Origin of the sequence: Streptosporangium amethystogenes (assembly GCF_000721075.1) — a bacterium.
In the GTDB taxonomy this organism is placed as follows: domain Bacteria; phylum Actinomycetota; class Actinomycetes; order Streptosporangiales; family Streptosporangiaceae; genus Streptosporangium; species Streptosporangium amethystogenes.
The window spans coordinates 131,384-147,395 of the sequence record NZ_JOEQ01000018.1 but is presented as its reverse complement, the minus strand read 5'-3'; the positions used below and the strand labels follow the sequence as shown (position 1 = coordinate 147,395).

At 68.7% G+C, this 16,012-nt stretch carries 13 protein-coding genes; 9 read left to right on the top strand and 4 right to left on the bottom strand.

What is annotated here, in order from left to right:
- The 3 genes from IG98_RS0125290 to IG98_RS0125280 form a co-directional block, all read right to left on the bottom strand.
- Positions 1 to 300 (bottom strand): hypothetical protein (locus IG98_RS0125290; RefSeq protein WP_030916984.1); only part of this gene is annotated, 300 nt, incomplete at its 3' end.
- A 548-nt stretch (positions 301 to 848) separates the two neighbouring features.
- Positions 849 to 2,036 carry a helix-turn-helix domain-containing protein gene (locus IG98_RS0125285; protein ID WP_245651697.1) on the bottom strand — a complete coding sequence of 396 codons (1,188 nt, stop codon included), beginning with the start codon at positions 2,034 to 2,036 and terminating at the stop codon, positions 849 to 851.
- Positions 2,033 to 2,668, bottom strand: a complete 636-nt coding sequence (locus IG98_RS0125280) for an HAD family hydrolase (RefSeq protein ID WP_037971216.1) — start codon at positions 2,666 to 2,668, stop codon at positions 2,033 to 2,035. The genes IG98_RS0125285 and IG98_RS0125280 overlap by 4 nt, the downstream gene beginning before the upstream one ends.
- Before the next feature lie 620 nt (positions 2,669 to 3,288).
- Here IG98_RS0125280 and IG98_RS45270 point away from each other — a divergent pair.
- The 4 genes from IG98_RS45270 to IG98_RS0125260 all read left to right on the top strand — a co-directional run bounded on the left by IG98_RS45270 (position 3,289) and on the right by IG98_RS0125260 (position 7,027).
- A complete protein-coding gene (locus tag IG98_RS45270) occupies positions 3,289 to 3,525 on the top strand; it encodes a DUF4244 domain-containing protein (protein WP_030916976.1) in 237 nt (78 codons plus the stop codon).
- Positions 3,522 to 3,902 (top strand): TadE family type IV pilus minor pilin, encoded by a 381-nt coding sequence (locus IG98_RS0125270; protein WP_051752852.1) that lies wholly within the window; start codon positions 3,522 to 3,524, stop codon positions 3,900 to 3,902. The genes IG98_RS45270 and IG98_RS0125270 overlap by 4 nt, the downstream gene beginning before the upstream one ends.
- A gap of 3 nt (positions 3,903 to 3,905) precedes the next feature.
- Positions 3,906 to 4,364, top strand: coding sequence for an Rv3654c family TadE-like protein (locus IG98_RS0125265; protein WP_084195628.1), 459 nt, complete (start codon positions 3,906 to 3,908; stop codon positions 4,362 to 4,364).
- Between the two features lie 593 nt (positions 4,365 to 4,957).
- Complete coding sequence (locus IG98_RS0125260; protein WP_157594498.1) at positions 4,958 to 7,027, top strand: hypothetical protein; 2,070 nt, start codon at positions 4,958 to 4,960, stop codon at positions 7,025 to 7,027.
- 89 nt (positions 7,028 to 7,116) lie between these two features.
- Here the strand turns inward: IG98_RS0125260 and IG98_RS0125255 are convergent, their stop codons facing one another.
- Positions 7,117 to 9,399, bottom strand: a complete 2,283-nt coding sequence (locus IG98_RS0125255) for a DEAD/DEAH box helicase (RefSeq protein WP_425428088.1) — start codon at positions 9,397 to 9,399, stop codon at positions 7,117 to 7,119.
- Positions 9,400 to 9,622: 223 nt separating this feature from the next.
- On the opposite strand from IG98_RS0125255, the gene IG98_RS0125250 reads away from it, so the two are divergent.
- From IG98_RS0125250 to IG98_RS0125225, 5 genes are all read left to right on the top strand, one after another.
- A complete protein-coding gene (locus IG98_RS0125250) occupies positions 9,623 to 9,973 on the top strand; it encodes an STAS domain-containing protein (RefSeq protein WP_030916965.1) in 351 nt (116 codons plus the stop codon).
- A 2-nt stretch (positions 9,974 to 9,975) separates the two neighbouring features.
- Positions 9,976 to 10,422, top strand: a complete 447-nt coding sequence (locus IG98_RS0125245) for an ATP-binding protein (protein ID WP_030916962.1) — start codon at positions 9,976 to 9,978, stop codon at positions 10,420 to 10,422.
- Positions 10,423 to 10,844: 422 nt separating this feature from the next.
- Complete coding sequence (locus tag IG98_RS0125240) at positions 10,845 to 13,178, top strand: sodium-translocating pyrophosphatase (protein WP_030916958.1); 2,334 nt, start codon at positions 10,845 to 10,847, stop codon at positions 13,176 to 13,178.
- A 181-nt stretch (positions 13,179 to 13,359) separates the two neighbouring features.
- Entirely contained in the window at positions 13,360 to 13,833 is a 474-nt protein-coding gene (locus IG98_RS0125230; protein WP_037971214.1) for a SixA phosphatase family protein, read from the top strand.
- An 80-nt stretch (positions 13,834 to 13,913) separates the two neighbouring features.
- A complete protein-coding gene (locus tag IG98_RS0125225; RefSeq protein ID WP_030916952.1) occupies positions 13,914 to 16,007 on the top strand; it encodes an FUSC family protein in 2,094 nt (697 codons plus the stop codon).
- Positions 16,008 to 16,012: the final 5 nt, after the last annotated feature.

The following is a 16,012-nucleotide window of genomic DNA, read 5'->3' as shown; positions in this document are numbered from 1 at the left end:
GTCAACATGCTCGGCACCGATCACGTCGGCCGGCAGGGGTAGCCCGTTGCGCACCACGTCGTCCTTGGCATTCAGGATGGCGTGGTGCTCGGCGAGCTGCCGGGCGGCTGTGAGGATGGCGTTGCCGGAGGTGAGCTCGTGGACGTCGGCGTGGATGTGGTGCAGTTCGGCCAGTACGGCGGCCAGGTCCTGGGCGTACTCCACGGCGGTCGGTGGTGTGCTGGTGATCGGGGAGGCGGGTCCGCACCTGCACTCGCACCCGCACCCGAGGGTGTCGTCCCGCTCCGGGGGCGTGTTCATGCCGCGACCTCCTGCCGGTGCGGCTCGTAACGGCGCTGAGGGAATGTGTCTGGCGCGCGGCCCCGGCCGTGGGTGGCGGGGGCCGTCATCGTCCGGGCGTGATGGCCGAGGCATGGCTGGGCGGGAACAATGGGCGGGTGGACTTTCAGCGGGCGTGCTGAAGCCGGGAGCGGGCGGCACAGGCCGAGGCGCCGTCGGGTGGCCATGCGGGCGCACACCTGCCGGGGCGTGGGCTGCTCCCAGTGATGGTCGCGGCGGTGCGGCAGGGTGGATGCGTCATGGGCATAAGAGGCGTGTCCACACCAGCGGCAGCCCAGCGGCAGCGGTGGGGCATCTGCCTTCCAGCGGATGCGAATGGTCCTAATCTTGCTCACGGGTCAGGAGTCCCTTCCTGATCAAGGGGCCCGTACGGCGTGTCAGCGCCTGCGGGTCTCGCCCTTTGCGCGGGCAAGACGTATTGTCACCGTCCGCCTACGCTTCGACTCGAACGGTCACCATGGTGCTTCGTAGGCCCTTGGGGAAGTGACACAGCCTGTGTCACCCCGAAGTCAGACCGCGCCAACCCATTCGGCGAAACCCACCAGGCTTTCGCTACTGGCCCGGTACAGGCGCAGCAGGGTCTCGGCATCCTCGCGGACCCATGGGTGTTCACGTGTGTGCTGCGGCGCGATCCGGCGTGCGGTCAGCAGTGACTCGAAGGCCGCGTCTTTCTGACCGGCCCATAACTGCGCTCTGGCCAGATCAATGAAGAAGCCGCTGCGACGCTCGGCGGGCATCTCCAGCGGCGGTGACCAGCTGTCGGCCAGGCTGAGGGCGAGCTGAAGGTCTCCCAGGCCGATGGCGACCGACGCCTCGTGGACGCGTACAGAACAGGGGCCGAACGCGGTCCCGTAGTAGATGCCCTCGGGGACCTGGTCGCCGAGTTGTCGTGCCTGCCGCAGATGGGCCATGGCGGCATCGGCGTGGGCTGCTCGCGCGGCGATGACGGCTGCCCGCATGTGCAGTGATCCCAAGACGCCGAGACACAGAGGCACGGCTTTTCGCGGCAGCTGGTCTATCGCGGATTCGAGTGCGCGTAAGCCCGCCTGGTAGGTGTGTGTGGCGAAGAAGACCTCGGTCCGCACATACGCCGCGGACGCACTGAGTAAAGGATCCCCGACGACGGCCGAGGTCTGGCGCATCAACTCGATCAGCCGGGCCGACAAATCCAGGTACCCGTATTTATAGGCAACCGCATCAGCCGCACGGTAGGTGGCCACCAGCAACGCCGAGATGCCTGCGGGATCATTCGGCGCGTGCACCCCGCGGATGAGTTCGCCGAGCAGCTCGGGCAGGGTTTGCGACAGCCGCACATACTGAGCGCTTAGGCGTTTTTGGACCGCGCCGATGACGGATGCTCGAAGCGCGGGCATGGGGCGCACCGGGCCCTCGTCAGGGAGGTCGTAGGTGGTGATGACCTCGCGAAGTGCGGGGATCGCGTCATGCACACGGCCGTCAAGGCGGCCAGAGTCACCCAAGAGCCGGGAGGGGTCAATACTCAATGCCGTGGCGATGGCGTCCAGGACGGGGTCGCTGGCGACGCGTGTACCTTGCTCGATCTTCCGGAGCAGGCTGAGGGAGATATGGGCTGCCAGGGCGAGGTCTTCTTGGGTCATGCGGCGTGCGCTGCGGATCGCGGCTATGCGACCTCCGGGGCCTTCGTCGGCGGCTTTGCGGGGCATCTCGGCTCCGTTCATCCAGACAGGGCAGATGGCAGTTCCGTGATGCTGTCGATCTGCCAATCCACTGCGCTCAGCACAGCCGCGTCGGTGCCCCACAGGTGTCCCCAGGGGCCACGCCGGATCATGCACGTGCGCAGACCGAGAGCTTTCGCGGGGATGATGTCGTTCGCGGGGTGGTCGCCTACGTAGACCGTTTCGTGGGCAGGAGCCTTGGCAAGCCGAACGACCTGGTCGAAGAATCCAGGATCGGGTTTCGCGACGCCCCATTCCTCTGATGTGGCGATCACGTCGGCGGGGATCGACAGCCCTCGCAGAAGATCACCTGCTCTGGCTGTCTGGTTTCCGGCGACGCAGACGCGCAGCCCCATGTCACGCAGGACCTGCAACCCGGGCCGTACGTCGGGGTACAGGTCGCTCTCGTCGAGGTATTCGCCCCGGCCGGCCTCTTCGCGAGCCCGGCGCACCGCGTGCAGGTCGATGCCCGGCCGGAGGAGGCGGACCGCTTCCGCGTTGTCCATGCCCAGCGCTGTCACCGCCCCGACCAAGGCGGACAGGGTGTGGCGGGGGACGTTCAGCCAATCTGCAAGAGATCCCCAGTAGCGATCATCGCGGACCAGCGTCTCACCTATGTCGAACACCACAGTCATGACCACACTTCGGAGAGTAGGCCAGCTCGCTGTCGTGCATCACGTAGCGCGACGACATTCGCCTGGGAAGCGGACCAAGGATTCTATGGGCCGTACGGGTTTTGCCATCGTGGCTCCTGAGGTTGGGGATGCGTAGGAGACGTCCTGAGCATTCGCCTGTTTGTGAATGCCGCCAGGTCGAGCGGCCACGTCGACTGCTGTTTTCTTGGGTTATCCACAGGTTTTTCGTCAAATCTCCGAGTTATCCACAGAAGATGGCTGGGGCCTGTGGGCAGGCGTCCTGAAATCTCACCGGCCAGGGCCTGAAGCGGCCTCCTTCGGTCGAGGGAGTGTTGGCGTTGTGCCACGTTTTCCCTGGCTGTGGAGAGTGTGATGTTCCTCGCGAAAGGGCGGCGGGTCATCGCCGGTGAAAGGTGACGGATCATCCTCGTGTTCGTGCGGGGGCACGCCGACCCGCACGCCCTGACCGGCGCCCGAGCGCGGTTATCCCCAATCGAGGGATTGGCCTACGGCGTTATCCACAGAATGGTGTTCGGGTCGACGAGGTCGCGGGCGGATGGAGAACCCTGGCGTGACCGACGCCGGGTGGTGGGCCCGGCGGGGATCTCCAGGAGGAGTAGATGGCTCGAACGAGCACGGTTCGTGGGCGACATGATCGGCTGCGGTGGTTGCGTGCCCGGTGGGCGCCGCTGACCACCGGTGCGTGCCGTGACCGTGGCATGTCCACCGCCGAGTACGCGGTCGGAACGATCGCGGCCTGCGCCTTCGCCGCCCTCCTTTTCAAAGTGGTCACGAGTCCCGACGTCCAACAGATGATCACAACGCTGATCAACCGAGCGTTGACCGTGGCGGGATGACCCTCCCCGTGACGGCGATCTTCTCCCGTCGGACCAGGGGGTCGGTGACCGCGGAGACGGCCACGGTGTTGCCCGCGCTCCTGGTCGTGCTGGGAGCCGGGCTGTGGGCGGTGTCGGCGGTCGAGGCACAGCTGGAGTGCGTGGACGCGGCCCGGGCCGGGGCTCGGGCCGCCTCGCGTGGCGAGTCGCTGGAACGGGTCCGCGGCAGCGTCCTGTCCGTGGCTCCTGCGGGCGCGACCGTCGCGGTGACCCGAAGCGCGGAGGTGGCACGGGTGGAGGTGTCGGTGAACGTCAGGCCGCGCTGGGGCGCCTCGCTTCCAGGTGTCACCGTTCACGCGAGTGCCGCCTCCGTCACCGAGCCCGGACTGGAGTGGTAGACCATGACCTCTCCACTCCCTGGGGAGAGCGGCTTCTCGTCAGGTCGCTCTCGCAGCCTCACAAAGGGCAGGCCCCGCCCGCAGGATGCAGATGACGGCGGGGCTGAGCGGGGGTCGGCCACCATCTGGACGGTCGGGCTCATGGCTCTGCTCTTCGCGGTCGCGGCGGCGGTCATGGTCGCGGGCACGGCCCGAGTCGCGCGCCACCGAGCGCAGAGTGCCGCCGACCTGAGCGCGCTCACCGCCGCTCGGCTGGCCTTCGCGGACCCGGACCGGAGCTGTGCCAGGGCCTCCCAGCTCGCTGCGGACAACGGGGTCAGGGTCACCCGCTGTTCGGTGGGAAATGACGGCATCGCGGAGATCGAGGTGACCATGGATGCCTCACTCCCCCTGAAGGGAGAGGTGGCGATCAATGCCAGGGCACGTGCCGGTCCTGTCCACATCGCTGATTCAGGCCGGTAACGGAGGGGGATGAAAGCACATCAAGAATCCGATGGGGGGCGACCGGAAAGCGGTTAAGTACAGCTTCAAAGGGCGGATGGGGCGGTAAGAACAGACATCCGGGCCGGGTGTCAACAGCCAAGTGCGTGTGGGTCTGGCTCACTTTGGCATGGCCACGGACATCGGGTGCGCACCGATGAAATGGGAGCTCCCGCCAAGAAGAACGCTGCGACGGCAATGCGGCGGATCACTGCTCCGCACAGACGAACACCGAGAATCGGCGGACGGAGGTCTTCAGGAAACCGGGTGTGCGAAGCCTCCGGGAAACAAGGTCGCAATCAAATCACGACTTCTTGGACGGCGTGTCCAAGAGTCCGAAAGCTCACGTAAGGTGCCGCTTACCGGTGATCCGTGCTGTTTCCCGATCGGCCTGGGGAGGGTGAAATGCGAATCACCAGGTCAAACGACATCGTCGGGCGGTCTCGCGACCGAGGGGCCGGAGGGCGGGACCGGTGCGAGCCGGTCGGGAGGAGGGAACGGTCCGGCCGCCGGGTGACCACCGTGCGGATGACAGATGGCCGGATGACGCGCGGTTCTCGACGAGGGGAAACGGCGTGACAACAGTTCGCAGGCTTGTCGCCATGGCGGTGATCGCGCCGATCGTATCCATCTCCTTTGTGCTCACCGTCGCGAATCCGGCGCAGGCCGTGGCGCGGCTGAAGGTCCCGTCCCGGGTGACCTCCAACAGCACAGTGATCCTTTCCGGCAGAGTCGATCTTCTGTTCGACGCGGTCCTTTTCGTCAATGGCAGGCAGGTGGCGAAGGGGGATCAAAAGGTCTCCTATGCCTGGAATCCTCGCTATCACCGGAACGGCAGTTATCGGATCAGGCTTGAACAGCGGGGCAAGGTGCTCGGAGCCGAGTGGCACCAGACCAGCAAGACCCTGGTCCAGGCCGTTCCTCCGGCGACGCCGAGCGGGGTGAGCGCCCGGTTGTACGGCAAGCAGGTGGTCGTCAGATGGCGCAGGGGTGCCGAGCCCGACCTGCAGGGTTACGTGATCTCCACGAGCCGGACCGGCAGGGTCGGGTCCGTGCGGGTGGGCAGTGCGTGTTCCGGCGGTTCATGCAGGGCGACCCTGGCCGTTCCGGCGAAGGCGGCCGGACAGCGGATCGGGTTCACGGTGCGAGCCCTGCGCGGCAACGGCGGTGGTGGCACGCTCTCCTCAGGCACCTCGGCCGGCGCCTCGGTGAAGGTGCCCGCGGCCAAGGTGGCGAAGAGCGGCAGGAAAACCGGTGGCCAGGAGAGTTCCGCTACTCGGGGCGGATCGAACCAGAGCGGCACGGGCAGTCGGCAGAACACCAAGAAGAGCGAGAACAAGCAGGCCGGAGTCCACGACCTTCCGCGGTTGCCCGCGAAGAAGCCCACGGGGGCCTCGAATCGGCCGTCGGGGACAGCGGTCGCGCCAACGGAGAAGCCCGGGGTTTCGGAAAAGGCGAAGAATGGCGACGCCACCTCGTCGGTCGCCGAACCGGCCGAGGAGACGAATGAGGGGGCCGGTGGCGATCGGGAGAAGAATGAAGGCGCGGACAGTGCCCCCGATCCTGGAGCGACCGGCGCGGACTCCGCCCTGAATACGAACACCACAGCAGGGTCATCTGACGTACCGACCGGCGGTATGAGTCAGTACGGCATTTTCATCGCCGGTGCTCTCGTCCTGCTGCTTCTCGGCGCGCACGGTGGCGCCTGGATCCGTCGCAGGCTACTGGCCGCGGGGGACGGCTCCACCGGCGGAGACAGGCACCGTGCCGGCGGGGACGCTGGGCAGACCGTGCCCTTCGCACCCGAGTCGCTCGATGGGAGGGACGCGAAGGGGGACGCCAGGGCGACAGGCCGAGGCGGTACGGCGGACAGGAGCGGCCCGACCGGCACCGGTGGCAGGGGTGGTGCGGCGGGCAAGGGCGGCACCGCTGTCACTGTCGATCCACGGCGTCCCGCGGTCATCCTCGCCGTGGTCAAGACCGGCCTGGCGCCCGGAAGCCCATCGCCCGATTCCCGTGGTTCGGCCCGCCCCCGCTCTCCCCGGCAGTCCCCGGATCGGCCCGCCTCGGATCGGCCCGTGCCGGAGCGGACCGTCTCGGCCGAGTCAGCTCCAGTCCGGCGCGTCCCGGCTCAGCGCATCTCGATCAGGGATACCCCGGTTCGGTCGATCGCGGTTCTGCCGGATTCGATTCGGCTGGCCTCGGTTCGGAAAGCCACCGGCCGCGAGACGAAGACGCAGCAGGCGGGGCCCTGTCAAACAGAGGCCGAGTACGCGGAGGCCGAGCACGCGGAGATCGAGTACGCGGAGGCCGAGCACGCGGAGATCGAGCACGCGGAGACCGGGCAGGCAGGTCACGCTGGACGGCCGGACGCGGATCCCGCTTCCGGTGCGGCTCCGCTCTCCGAGGCCGGTGATGTCGACCAGGCCGGGGCCCGGACGGCTGACCGGTGGGACGACTACCTTCCGCCCGCGCCCCGTTCCATGGAGGACAGCGGGTTCTGGGCGCGCCCGCAGCCCGGCGCGACCGACTTCTGGGCCGAGGACCGTAACGACGCGGACCGTAACGACGACGACCGGGACGAGCGACGAGAGCGCGATGGCCTCTCACCCTCGGGGCATCGCTTCATCCCCGGTACGAGCTGATCGGTCACAGTCTCCGGCAGGCCGCCGTTCCGGCCCGCCGTCGACGTGTTCCGCGGCCCTCACATCCGTGGCCCTCACATCTACTGCCCTCACATCCGCGGCTCGTCACAGGAGAGCAGGACGGCCAGCAGTCGAAGGGCTCCGGCCTTGTCGAGGGGTTCGTTGCCGTTGCCGCACTTGGGGGACTGGATGCACGAGGGGCAGCCGCGTTCGCACTCGCACGAGGCGATGGCCTCACGGGTGGCCGTGAGCCAGTCGCGCGCGCGGGCGTAACCGCGCTCGGCGAAGCCGGCGCCGCCCTCGTGCCCGTCGTAGACGAAGACGGTGAGCAACCCCGTGTCGGCGTGAAGTTCGGTGGAGACGCCTCCGATGTCCCAGCGGTCGCAGGTCGCGAAGAGCGGCAGCAGGCCGATGGAGGCGTGTTCGGCCGCGTGCGCGGCGCCGCCGATGTCCAGTCCGTCCTCGATCAGGGGGATGATCGCCGAGGTGGGCAGCGTCCACCAGACGGCGCGGGTCCGCAGCGTGCGCGGGGGCAGGTCGAGGGGTTCGTCGCCCATCAGCTCGCCGCTCTGGGCCCGGCGCTTGAGATAGGCCACGACCTGACTGGTCACCTCCACCGAGCCGAAGTGGAGCTCTCCAGGACCGAGGGGGTGCGAGCTGAGGGATTCGATGACCGAGATGTCGGTGACATCTCTGGCGAAGGTCGTGTAGTCGGGTGCCCCGGCCTCGACCAGCGCGACCGCCGCCTCCAGGTCGAGTTCGGCCACCAGGAACGTCTCTCCCTGGTGCACGTAGACGGCTCCGGTGTGCACGGTGGAGTGGGCCGAGGGCTCGTCCACGGTGCCGAGCAGCCGTCCGGTGGACATCTCGACGACCTGGACCGGCGCGGCGCCCGACCCGCGGATGTCGGCGAGGTCGGTGGCACGTCCCCTGCTGGTCCAGAACCAGCCCGCGGCGCGTTCCCTGAGCAGCCCGTCACCGACCAGGTCCGCGAGCACCTCCTTGCTGGTGGGGCCGAAGATGTCCAGGTCGTCGTGGGTCAGCGGGATCTCGGCGGCCGCCGCGCACAGGTGGGGGCCCAGCACGTACGGGTTGCCGGGATCGAGCACGATCGTCTCCACCGGCCTGCCGAACAGGGCTTCGGGATGGTGGACGAGGTAGGTGTCCAGCGGGTCGTCCCTGGCGATCAGCACCGCCAGCGCGTCCTGCCCGTCCCTTCCGGCCCGTCCGGCCTGCTGCCAGAGTGAGGCGTGGGTTCCCGGCCACCCCGCGATGAGCACGGCGTCCAGCCCGGAGACGTCGACGCCGAGTTCCAGGGCGTTGGTCGTCGCCAGGCCGAGCAGCTCGCCTGAACGCAGTGCCTTCTCCAGCCCCCGGCGGTCCTCGGCCAGATAGCCCGCCCGGTAGGCCGCCACCTTGTCGGGCAGGTCCGCGGGCACGCTCCCGTCGGCGACGAGGTCGCCAAGCCTGGCCCGCGTGGTGAGGGCCACGGACTCGGCGGCCCGCCGGGAGCGGACGAAGGCCAGGGTCCGCACGTCGGAGACGACGAGGTCGGCCAGGAGGTCCGCGCTCTCGGCGGTCGCGGGGCGGCGGACCGGTGCCCCGCCCTCGCCCCGCAGATCGGTCAGGGGTGGCTCCCACAGTGCGAAGGTGGTCGAGCCTCGGGGAGAGGCGTCCGTGGTCACCTCGGCCATCTGGAGGCCTGTCAGACGTCTCGCGAAGACCCCGGGCTCGCTGGCCGTCGCCGAGGAGAGCAGGAAGGTCGGGTGTGAGCCGTAGCGCGCGCAGATCCGGCGCAGGCGGCGCAGGATCTGGGCGACATGGGAGCCGAACACGCCTCGGTAGCCGTGGCACTCGTCCACGACGACCATCCGGAGCCGCCGCCAGAAGGCCGACCACTGGGCGTGACGGGGCAGCAGGCCGCGATGGAGCATGTCCGGGTTGGTGAGGACGTAGTTGGCGTGCCTGCGTACCCAGGTCCGCTCCTCGAAGGAGGTGTCCCCGTCGTAGGTGGCGGCGCGGAGCTCGGGTGGGTCGAGCTCGCGCAGCGCGCGGAGCTGGTCGGCGGCCAGCGCCTTGCTGGGTGACAGGTAGAGGATCGTACCGCCGTCGAGCGTCGCGGAAAGCGCCGGGACCAGGTAGGAGAGGGACTTGCCCGAGGCGGTCCCGGTGGAGATGATCACGTTTTGGCCACGGTGGGCCAGCTCGGCGGCCTCGGCCTGATGCGGCCACAGGCCAGAAACGCCGCGGTTCGCCCAGCGCGTAACCAATCGCTGGTCAACCCAGTCCGGCCACCGAGTCCTACCGGCCTGACGTGCGGGAACGTGCTCCACATGGGTGACACGCTCGCGACGTGCGGGAACATCGAGCAGGCGATTGAGAGCGTTGCCCGCCCGGAGGGGCGAGGATGAGGGCGGGGTCACTGGTTTCAGTCTCACATCTGTGGGCAGAGTCGCCGGGAATCGTGATTTCGTATAGACACTGAGCGTACGCATGGTTGAATGCCGCGCGTCGGGGCTTGTCATCCGGGGGTCATCCGGTCCCAGGAGGGCAAGCTCGAATCGGTACTTTCGCAGGCAAGGCGCTGGAGGATCTGTGGATCTGAAGTTGGACCACCATTCCGAGGACCGTCTCACCATCGTTGAGGTCGAGGGTGAGATTGATGTCTACACCGCGCCCAGATTGCGTGAGCTCCTGATCGACCTGGTCAACAAGGGGAATTTCCACCTGCTCGTCAACATGGAGAAGGTCGACTTCCTTGACTCCACGGGCCTTGGTGTCCTGGTCGGCGGGCTCAAGCGAGTTAGGGCGCACGATGGCTCACTGGAGCTTGTCTGCACTCAGGAGCGCATCCTGAAGATTTTCCGGATCACCGGGCTGACGAAGGTCTTCGGTATCTACGCCTCGGTCGACGAGGCCAAGGAAGCCCACGGTCGAGACAAGTAGTCGTGGCTACCGTCGAACTGACGTTCAGCGCTCTCCCCGCGCATGTGCGTACGGCACGTCTGGTCGCCACGGCGATCGCCAGACGCACCGGCGTGCAGGAGTCACTGCTGGACGAGGTACGGCTCGCTGTTGGTGAGGCATGCTCGCGGGCCGTGGAGGCACACCGCCTCCACTGTCCGGGAGAGCCGATCCGCATCGAGCTACGTGATGACTCAGGGCGCTTCGAGGTGACCGTCACCGACTCCGCCCCCAGTGACGAGCTGGAGCACGATCGCGGCCTCCTGGGGTTCGACGATCCGTTCGGGCAACTCCCCGATGATCTGATGGCCGGTTTCGGCATCGCGGTCATCGCGGGACTGGCCGACGACGTTCAGGTCTACCCGAGCCAGAAGGGCATGTGCATCCGCATGAGCTGGCCCGCGGTGACGAACGGCCGGTCTCCGGCCTGACAGAGGACTTCGGCAGCCGGGCGTGTCCAGATGGACACGCCCGGCTGTTCGTCGTGGGGCGCCCAGTTTTGGGCAAAACATAACCGTGATATTTCCCACCTGAAATTGAGGGGAAACAGAGGCTGGCGGGGTAGGTGTGACAGGCGAAATGCCGTTATAAGCAGGTCGGTCGGTAAAAGATGCTGGACTCGGCGTCAATTGTCCGTGGGCAGAGGCTTCATATCCGCGTCCTCGCTGCGTAGACTCCCGGAACCGGCCAAGGTTTATCCTTCGGAGCGGCCCGCACGCGAGCCGTCCTCCGTGGGGGTCTGCAACTGGAAGCGGCACTGCCAACCATCCCGGATGTGCGCCGCTCCGCTCGTCTAACCACTCGGCAGCGCACTCCGGGCAGGACGTGTTCCCGTCTTGCCAAGGAGAGTCGGATGTCTGTGCTCCATCTCGCCGCTGTCGAAGAGCCAGCGGTATCCCTGAGTGGCTACCACTTCAACATCGTGATCGTGGTCGCCGTCGTGGCCCTGCTCGCACTCGCCGTCGCCGGCACACTGGTGCGGGAAGTGCTGGCCGCCGGCCAAGGCACCGAGCGTATGCAAAACATCGCGCGAGCCGTCCAGGAAGGGGCTTCCGCGTATCTTACCCGGCAGTTCCGGACGCTCGCGCTGTTCGTCATCCTGATCCCGTTCCTGCTGTATCTCCTCCCGGCGGAGACGACCGGCGTGCGGATCGGCAGATCGGCTTTCTTCGTCGTCGGCGCGCTGTTCTCCGCGCTGACCGGATTCATCGGCATGTGGCTGGCGGTCCGCGGCAACGTCCGCGTCGCCGCCGCCGCCCGCGAGTCGGGTGAGAAGGTCGCGATGCGGATCGCCTTCCGCACCGGCGGCGTGGCCGGAATGATCACCGTTGGCCTCGGCCTTCTCGGCGCGGCCGTGGTGGTGATCGCCTACGGGGGCAACGCCCCGGCCGTGCTGGAGGGCTTCGGCTTCGGTGCCGCGCTGCTCGCGATGTTCATGCGAGTCGGTGGCGGCATCTTCACCAAGGCCGCCGACGTCGGCGCCGACCTGGTCGGCAAGGTCGAGCAGGGCATTCCCGAGGACGATCCGCGCAACGCCGCCACCATCGCCGACAACGTGGGCGACAACGTGGGCGACTGCGCGGGCATGGCCGCCGACCTGTTCGAGTCCTACGCGGTCATGCTCGTCGCCAGCCTGATCCTGGGCAAGGTGGCCTTCGGCGTCGAGGGACTGGTGTTCCCGATGATCGTGCCGATGATCGGTGTGATCACGGCGATCATCGGCATCTTCGTCACCGCCCCGCGCGCCGGCGACCGCAACGCGATGGCCGCGATCAACCGGGGCTTCTTCATCTCGGCGGCCATCTCGGCCATCCTCGTCGCGGTCGCGGCCTACCTCTACCTGCCGGCCAGCTTCTCCGGGCTGACCGGGGTGAGCCCGGAGATCGCCGCGATCACCTCCGACCCGCGCCTGATCGCGATCGGTGCGGTGCTCATCGGCCTGGTGCTGGCAAGCGCCATCCAGATCCTCACCGGCTACTTCACCGAGACGAACCGCCGTCCGGTGCGGGACATCGGCGAGAGCTCCCGCACCGGTCCCGCCACGGTCATCCTGTCCGGCATCAGCGTCGGCCTGGAGTCGGCCGTCTACTCCGCGCTGGTCATCGGAGCCGCCGTCTACGGCGCGTTCCTGCTGGGCTTCGGCAACGTCACGGTCGCGCTGTTCGCCGTGGCGCTGGCGGGCACGGGCCTGCTGACCACGGTCGGCGTGATCGTGTCGATGGACACCTTCGGCCCTGTCTCCGACAACGCCCAGGGCATCGCCGAGATGTCCGGCGACGTCGAGGGCGAGGGCGCCCAGGTCCTCACCTCGCTGGACGCCGTCGGAAACACCACCAAGGCCATCACCAAGGGCATTGCGATCGCCACGGCCGTGCTCGCCGCGACCGCGCTGTTCGGCGCGTTCCGCACGGCGGTCGAGAGCGAGCTGGTCAAGGCGGGCGCGTCCGTCAAGGAGGCGCTGGGTTCCTTCAGCACGTTCAGCCTGAGCATCGACTCCCCGAACGTGCTGGTCGGCCTGATCATCGGTGCCGCGGTGGTGTTCATGTTCTCCGGCCTCGCGATCATGGCGGTCGGTCGCGCGGCCGGCCGGGTGGTCTTCGAGGTACGCGAGCAGTTCCGTACCAAGCCGGGGATCATGGCCGGCACGGAGTTGCCCGACTACGGCAGGGTCGTGGACATCTGCACCCGCGACTCGCTGCGGGAGCTGGCCACGCCCGGCCTGCTGGCCGTGCTGACCCCGATCGCCGTCGGTTTCGCCCTCGGCTACGCGCCGCTCGGCGCGTTCCTGGCCGGTGCCATCGCGTGCGGCACGCTCATGGCGGTGTTCCTGGCCAACTCCGGTGGAGCCTGGGACAACGCCAAGAAGCTCGTCGAGGACGGTCACCACGGCGGCAAGGGCTCGCAGGCCCACGAGGCCACCATCATCGGTGACACCGTCGGTGACCCGTTCAAGGACACCGCCGGACCGGCGATCAACCCGCTCCTCAAGGTGATGAACCTGGTGGCGCTGCTGATCGCCCCGGCCGTGGTGGCCTACGCGGACAGCCCGGCGCTGCGCATCGGCATCACGGTGCTCGCGGTGGGCGTCATCGTCGCCGCGGTGGTCATCTCCAAGCGTCGTTCGTCGAGCATCGCCCCGACGGAGGAGAACAACAGCGACCGCCAGCCGGAGCAGGTCTCCAGCTGAGCAATGTTTGACGAAGGGGTGCACGGGCCGCGTGCACCCCTTCCGCATGTGCGGACCGTCTCGATGGGAAACTGGCCGATATGGAACAGCAGCCCTCCGGAGGCAGAACACTCATCCTCATCCTGCTGGCGATGGCCGTGGTGTTCGCGGTGATCGTGGGCCTCGCCATGTGGGCCTCGAGATGACGGCACGCACGCTCGTCGTGCTGCGGCACGCCAAGGCGGCCAACGCCTTCGGTCTCGCCGATCGCGAACGTCCCCTCAGCGCCGACGGCGAGCACGACGCCCGCAGGGTCGGTGAGGCCCTCGCCGTGCGGGGCCTCCGCCCCGACCTGGTGCTCTGCTCGCCGTCGGTGCGCACCCGGCAGACCGCGGAGCTGGCCCTTCCCGGGGCGGACGTCCTTTTCGAACCGGCCATCTACGAGGCCTACCCCGACGAGCTGCTGACGCTGATCCGGCGGAGTGATCCGCAGGTGCACACGCTGGTCCTGGTCGGCCACAACCCCGGCGTCCACGAGCTGGTCAGGCAGCTCACCGAGGACGACGGCGACGCAGGGTTCCCGCCGGGGGCGTTCGCCGTCATCGAGGTGGACGGCGAGTGGACGGAGCTCGACGTCGGTCGCGGGATCGCCAGATGGAGCCCCAAGAAGCCCTGAGGGCCAGGGTGTAACAAGGCGTAACGAGGCACGGGGGAGCCCGGGAGAGCGCGCACCACCTCCCGGGATCGGGGGGTGGCATGCGCGGGCTCGTCGACATGCTGCGTGCCGACTTCCGGCTCTCCGGGCGTCCCGCCTGGTCGTACGGCCTGCTGTGCATGCTGGTCGTCTGCCTCCCACTGCTGCTCGGCGTTCTCCTCGGCCGTCTCGCGGAGGGCGCCTCAGTGGCTCTGGGCGGCTATCTGACGCTCTTCGGAGACGCTCCCGGACAGCTTTACGGCGACCGGGTCAGAGGGTTGCTCACCACCACGACCACCGTCACGCTCGGCTCCGGACTCGGCGCGCTCATCCACCCCCACCCGTGGCCGATCGCCGCCGTGGTGGTCGGCCTGGTCGCGGCGGCGGGCATCTACTGGCGGGCGCTGGGCATACCCGCGATCCTCTCCGTGACCTTGGCCTACTTCGCCCCTTCCACCATGGGCGTTCTGCTCCACATGGGGGCCTCGGCCTGCGGTGGCCTGCTGGCCGTGCTGACGGTCATGACGATCTGGCCGTTACGCCGCCGCCGGCCGCTTCGCAGGACCGTGGAGGAGGCGGGTATGGCGCTCGCCGATCTCCTGGCCGGCGGGGGGCGGGCACCGCTCGCGGACGAGAGCTGGGAGTCGCTGCGCCACCGGGCCGCCACCGCGCTCAAGGACCTGGAGGCGGCGCTCTCCCTCTACCGGGTCGCCGGAGAGGACGACGGGGCGTCGGAGCGGCTCCCGGCCACGCTGACCCGCATCTTCCAGCAGACGATCGCGTTGCGCGTGTTGCGCGCGGCGGCGGTGGAGGCGCAGGCCGGGACGGAGTGGACCCGGGAGTTGGACGAGGCGATCGGAGCACTGGCCCGTGCGCTGCGAGAGGCGGCACTGCTTGGCGGCTCGGCCGAGATGCCGGGGGCGCTGGCCGCCGTCGGGCGGTTCGCCGACAGTGTGGAGGAGATCCGCAGAACCGCTCGTGCGGGGGACACGCCGCTGCCCGCGGCCGCGCTGCTGGGGCAGGTGACCCGGTGTGTGGACCGGATCGCGATGGCCGTGCGCTCGGTGGAGCAGCAGGCGGCGGAGAGTGTCGAGGTGGGGCCGCGCCTGCCGAAGTTCGTACGGTCGAGAAAACCGGTGATCACGACCGGCTACCACCCGATCAGAGTGGGCCTGGCGGTGACCGCGGCCATGGTGCTGATGCTGGTGATCCACGAGCACTACGCCAAGTGGTTCGTGGTGACCGTGGCGGTCAGCCTCCGCCCGACCTATCGCGACACGGTGGATCGGGTGCGGCTGCGGGTGCTGGGTACGGCCGTGGGCGCGGTGGCCGGGGCGGTGGTGCTGGCGGTCGCGCCGGGTCATCTGTATCTGACGCTGTTCGTCTCCGTCTGCGCGGCGCTGGGCTTCGCGCTGCGCGGGTGCAGCTACGGATACTGGATGATGCTCGCCACCCCGCTCTCGCTGATGCTGGCCGACTTCGCCCTGTCGCTCGACTGGGGCGCGGCCGCGGCCAGGGTGGTGCTCACGATCGCCGGTGGCGTGCTGGCGCTGCTCTTCGCCCGGCTGCTGTGGTCCAGGGGGCACCGGGCCACGCTGGCCGCCGCCGTCGCGGAGATGCTCGATCGGCACGCCGCGCTGGTGCGGTCACTGATCGACCAGGACCCCAAGGAGGTGAACGCCCGGATCTCCTCGGCGTCCGACGCCACCGGGCGGCTCGCCGATTCGCTCGACAAACTGGACAAGGAGCCGGGCGGCGGCGCGCCGCGACGCCTGCGGGACGCGGTGACGGTGGCCGGGCGGCTGCGGGACAACGCGCTGGCGCTGTTCGCGATACCGCCACCCGGGAACGAGTTCGACCCCACGGTGACGGTCCTCGACCTCGTCGCCGACCGGTTGGAGAAGGCCGCCGAGGGGGTCAGGACGGATCGGCCGGGCACGCCGCCCGATGATCTGGACCGGGCCCTCGACGAACTCGGCGCGTACGTGGACGAGCTGGCCGCCCGCCGCCTGGACGAGCTGGCCGAAGGGGCGGGTGACAGGATGACGGGTCTGCGGCGCAGCATCAGGCATGCCGCCGCCGCGCGGCCCGCCCTGCGGGGGCTCGGCGCCGAAGCCGTACGGTTGGCCGCCCTGACCGCCCCGAGGACCTGTTAGCCGCG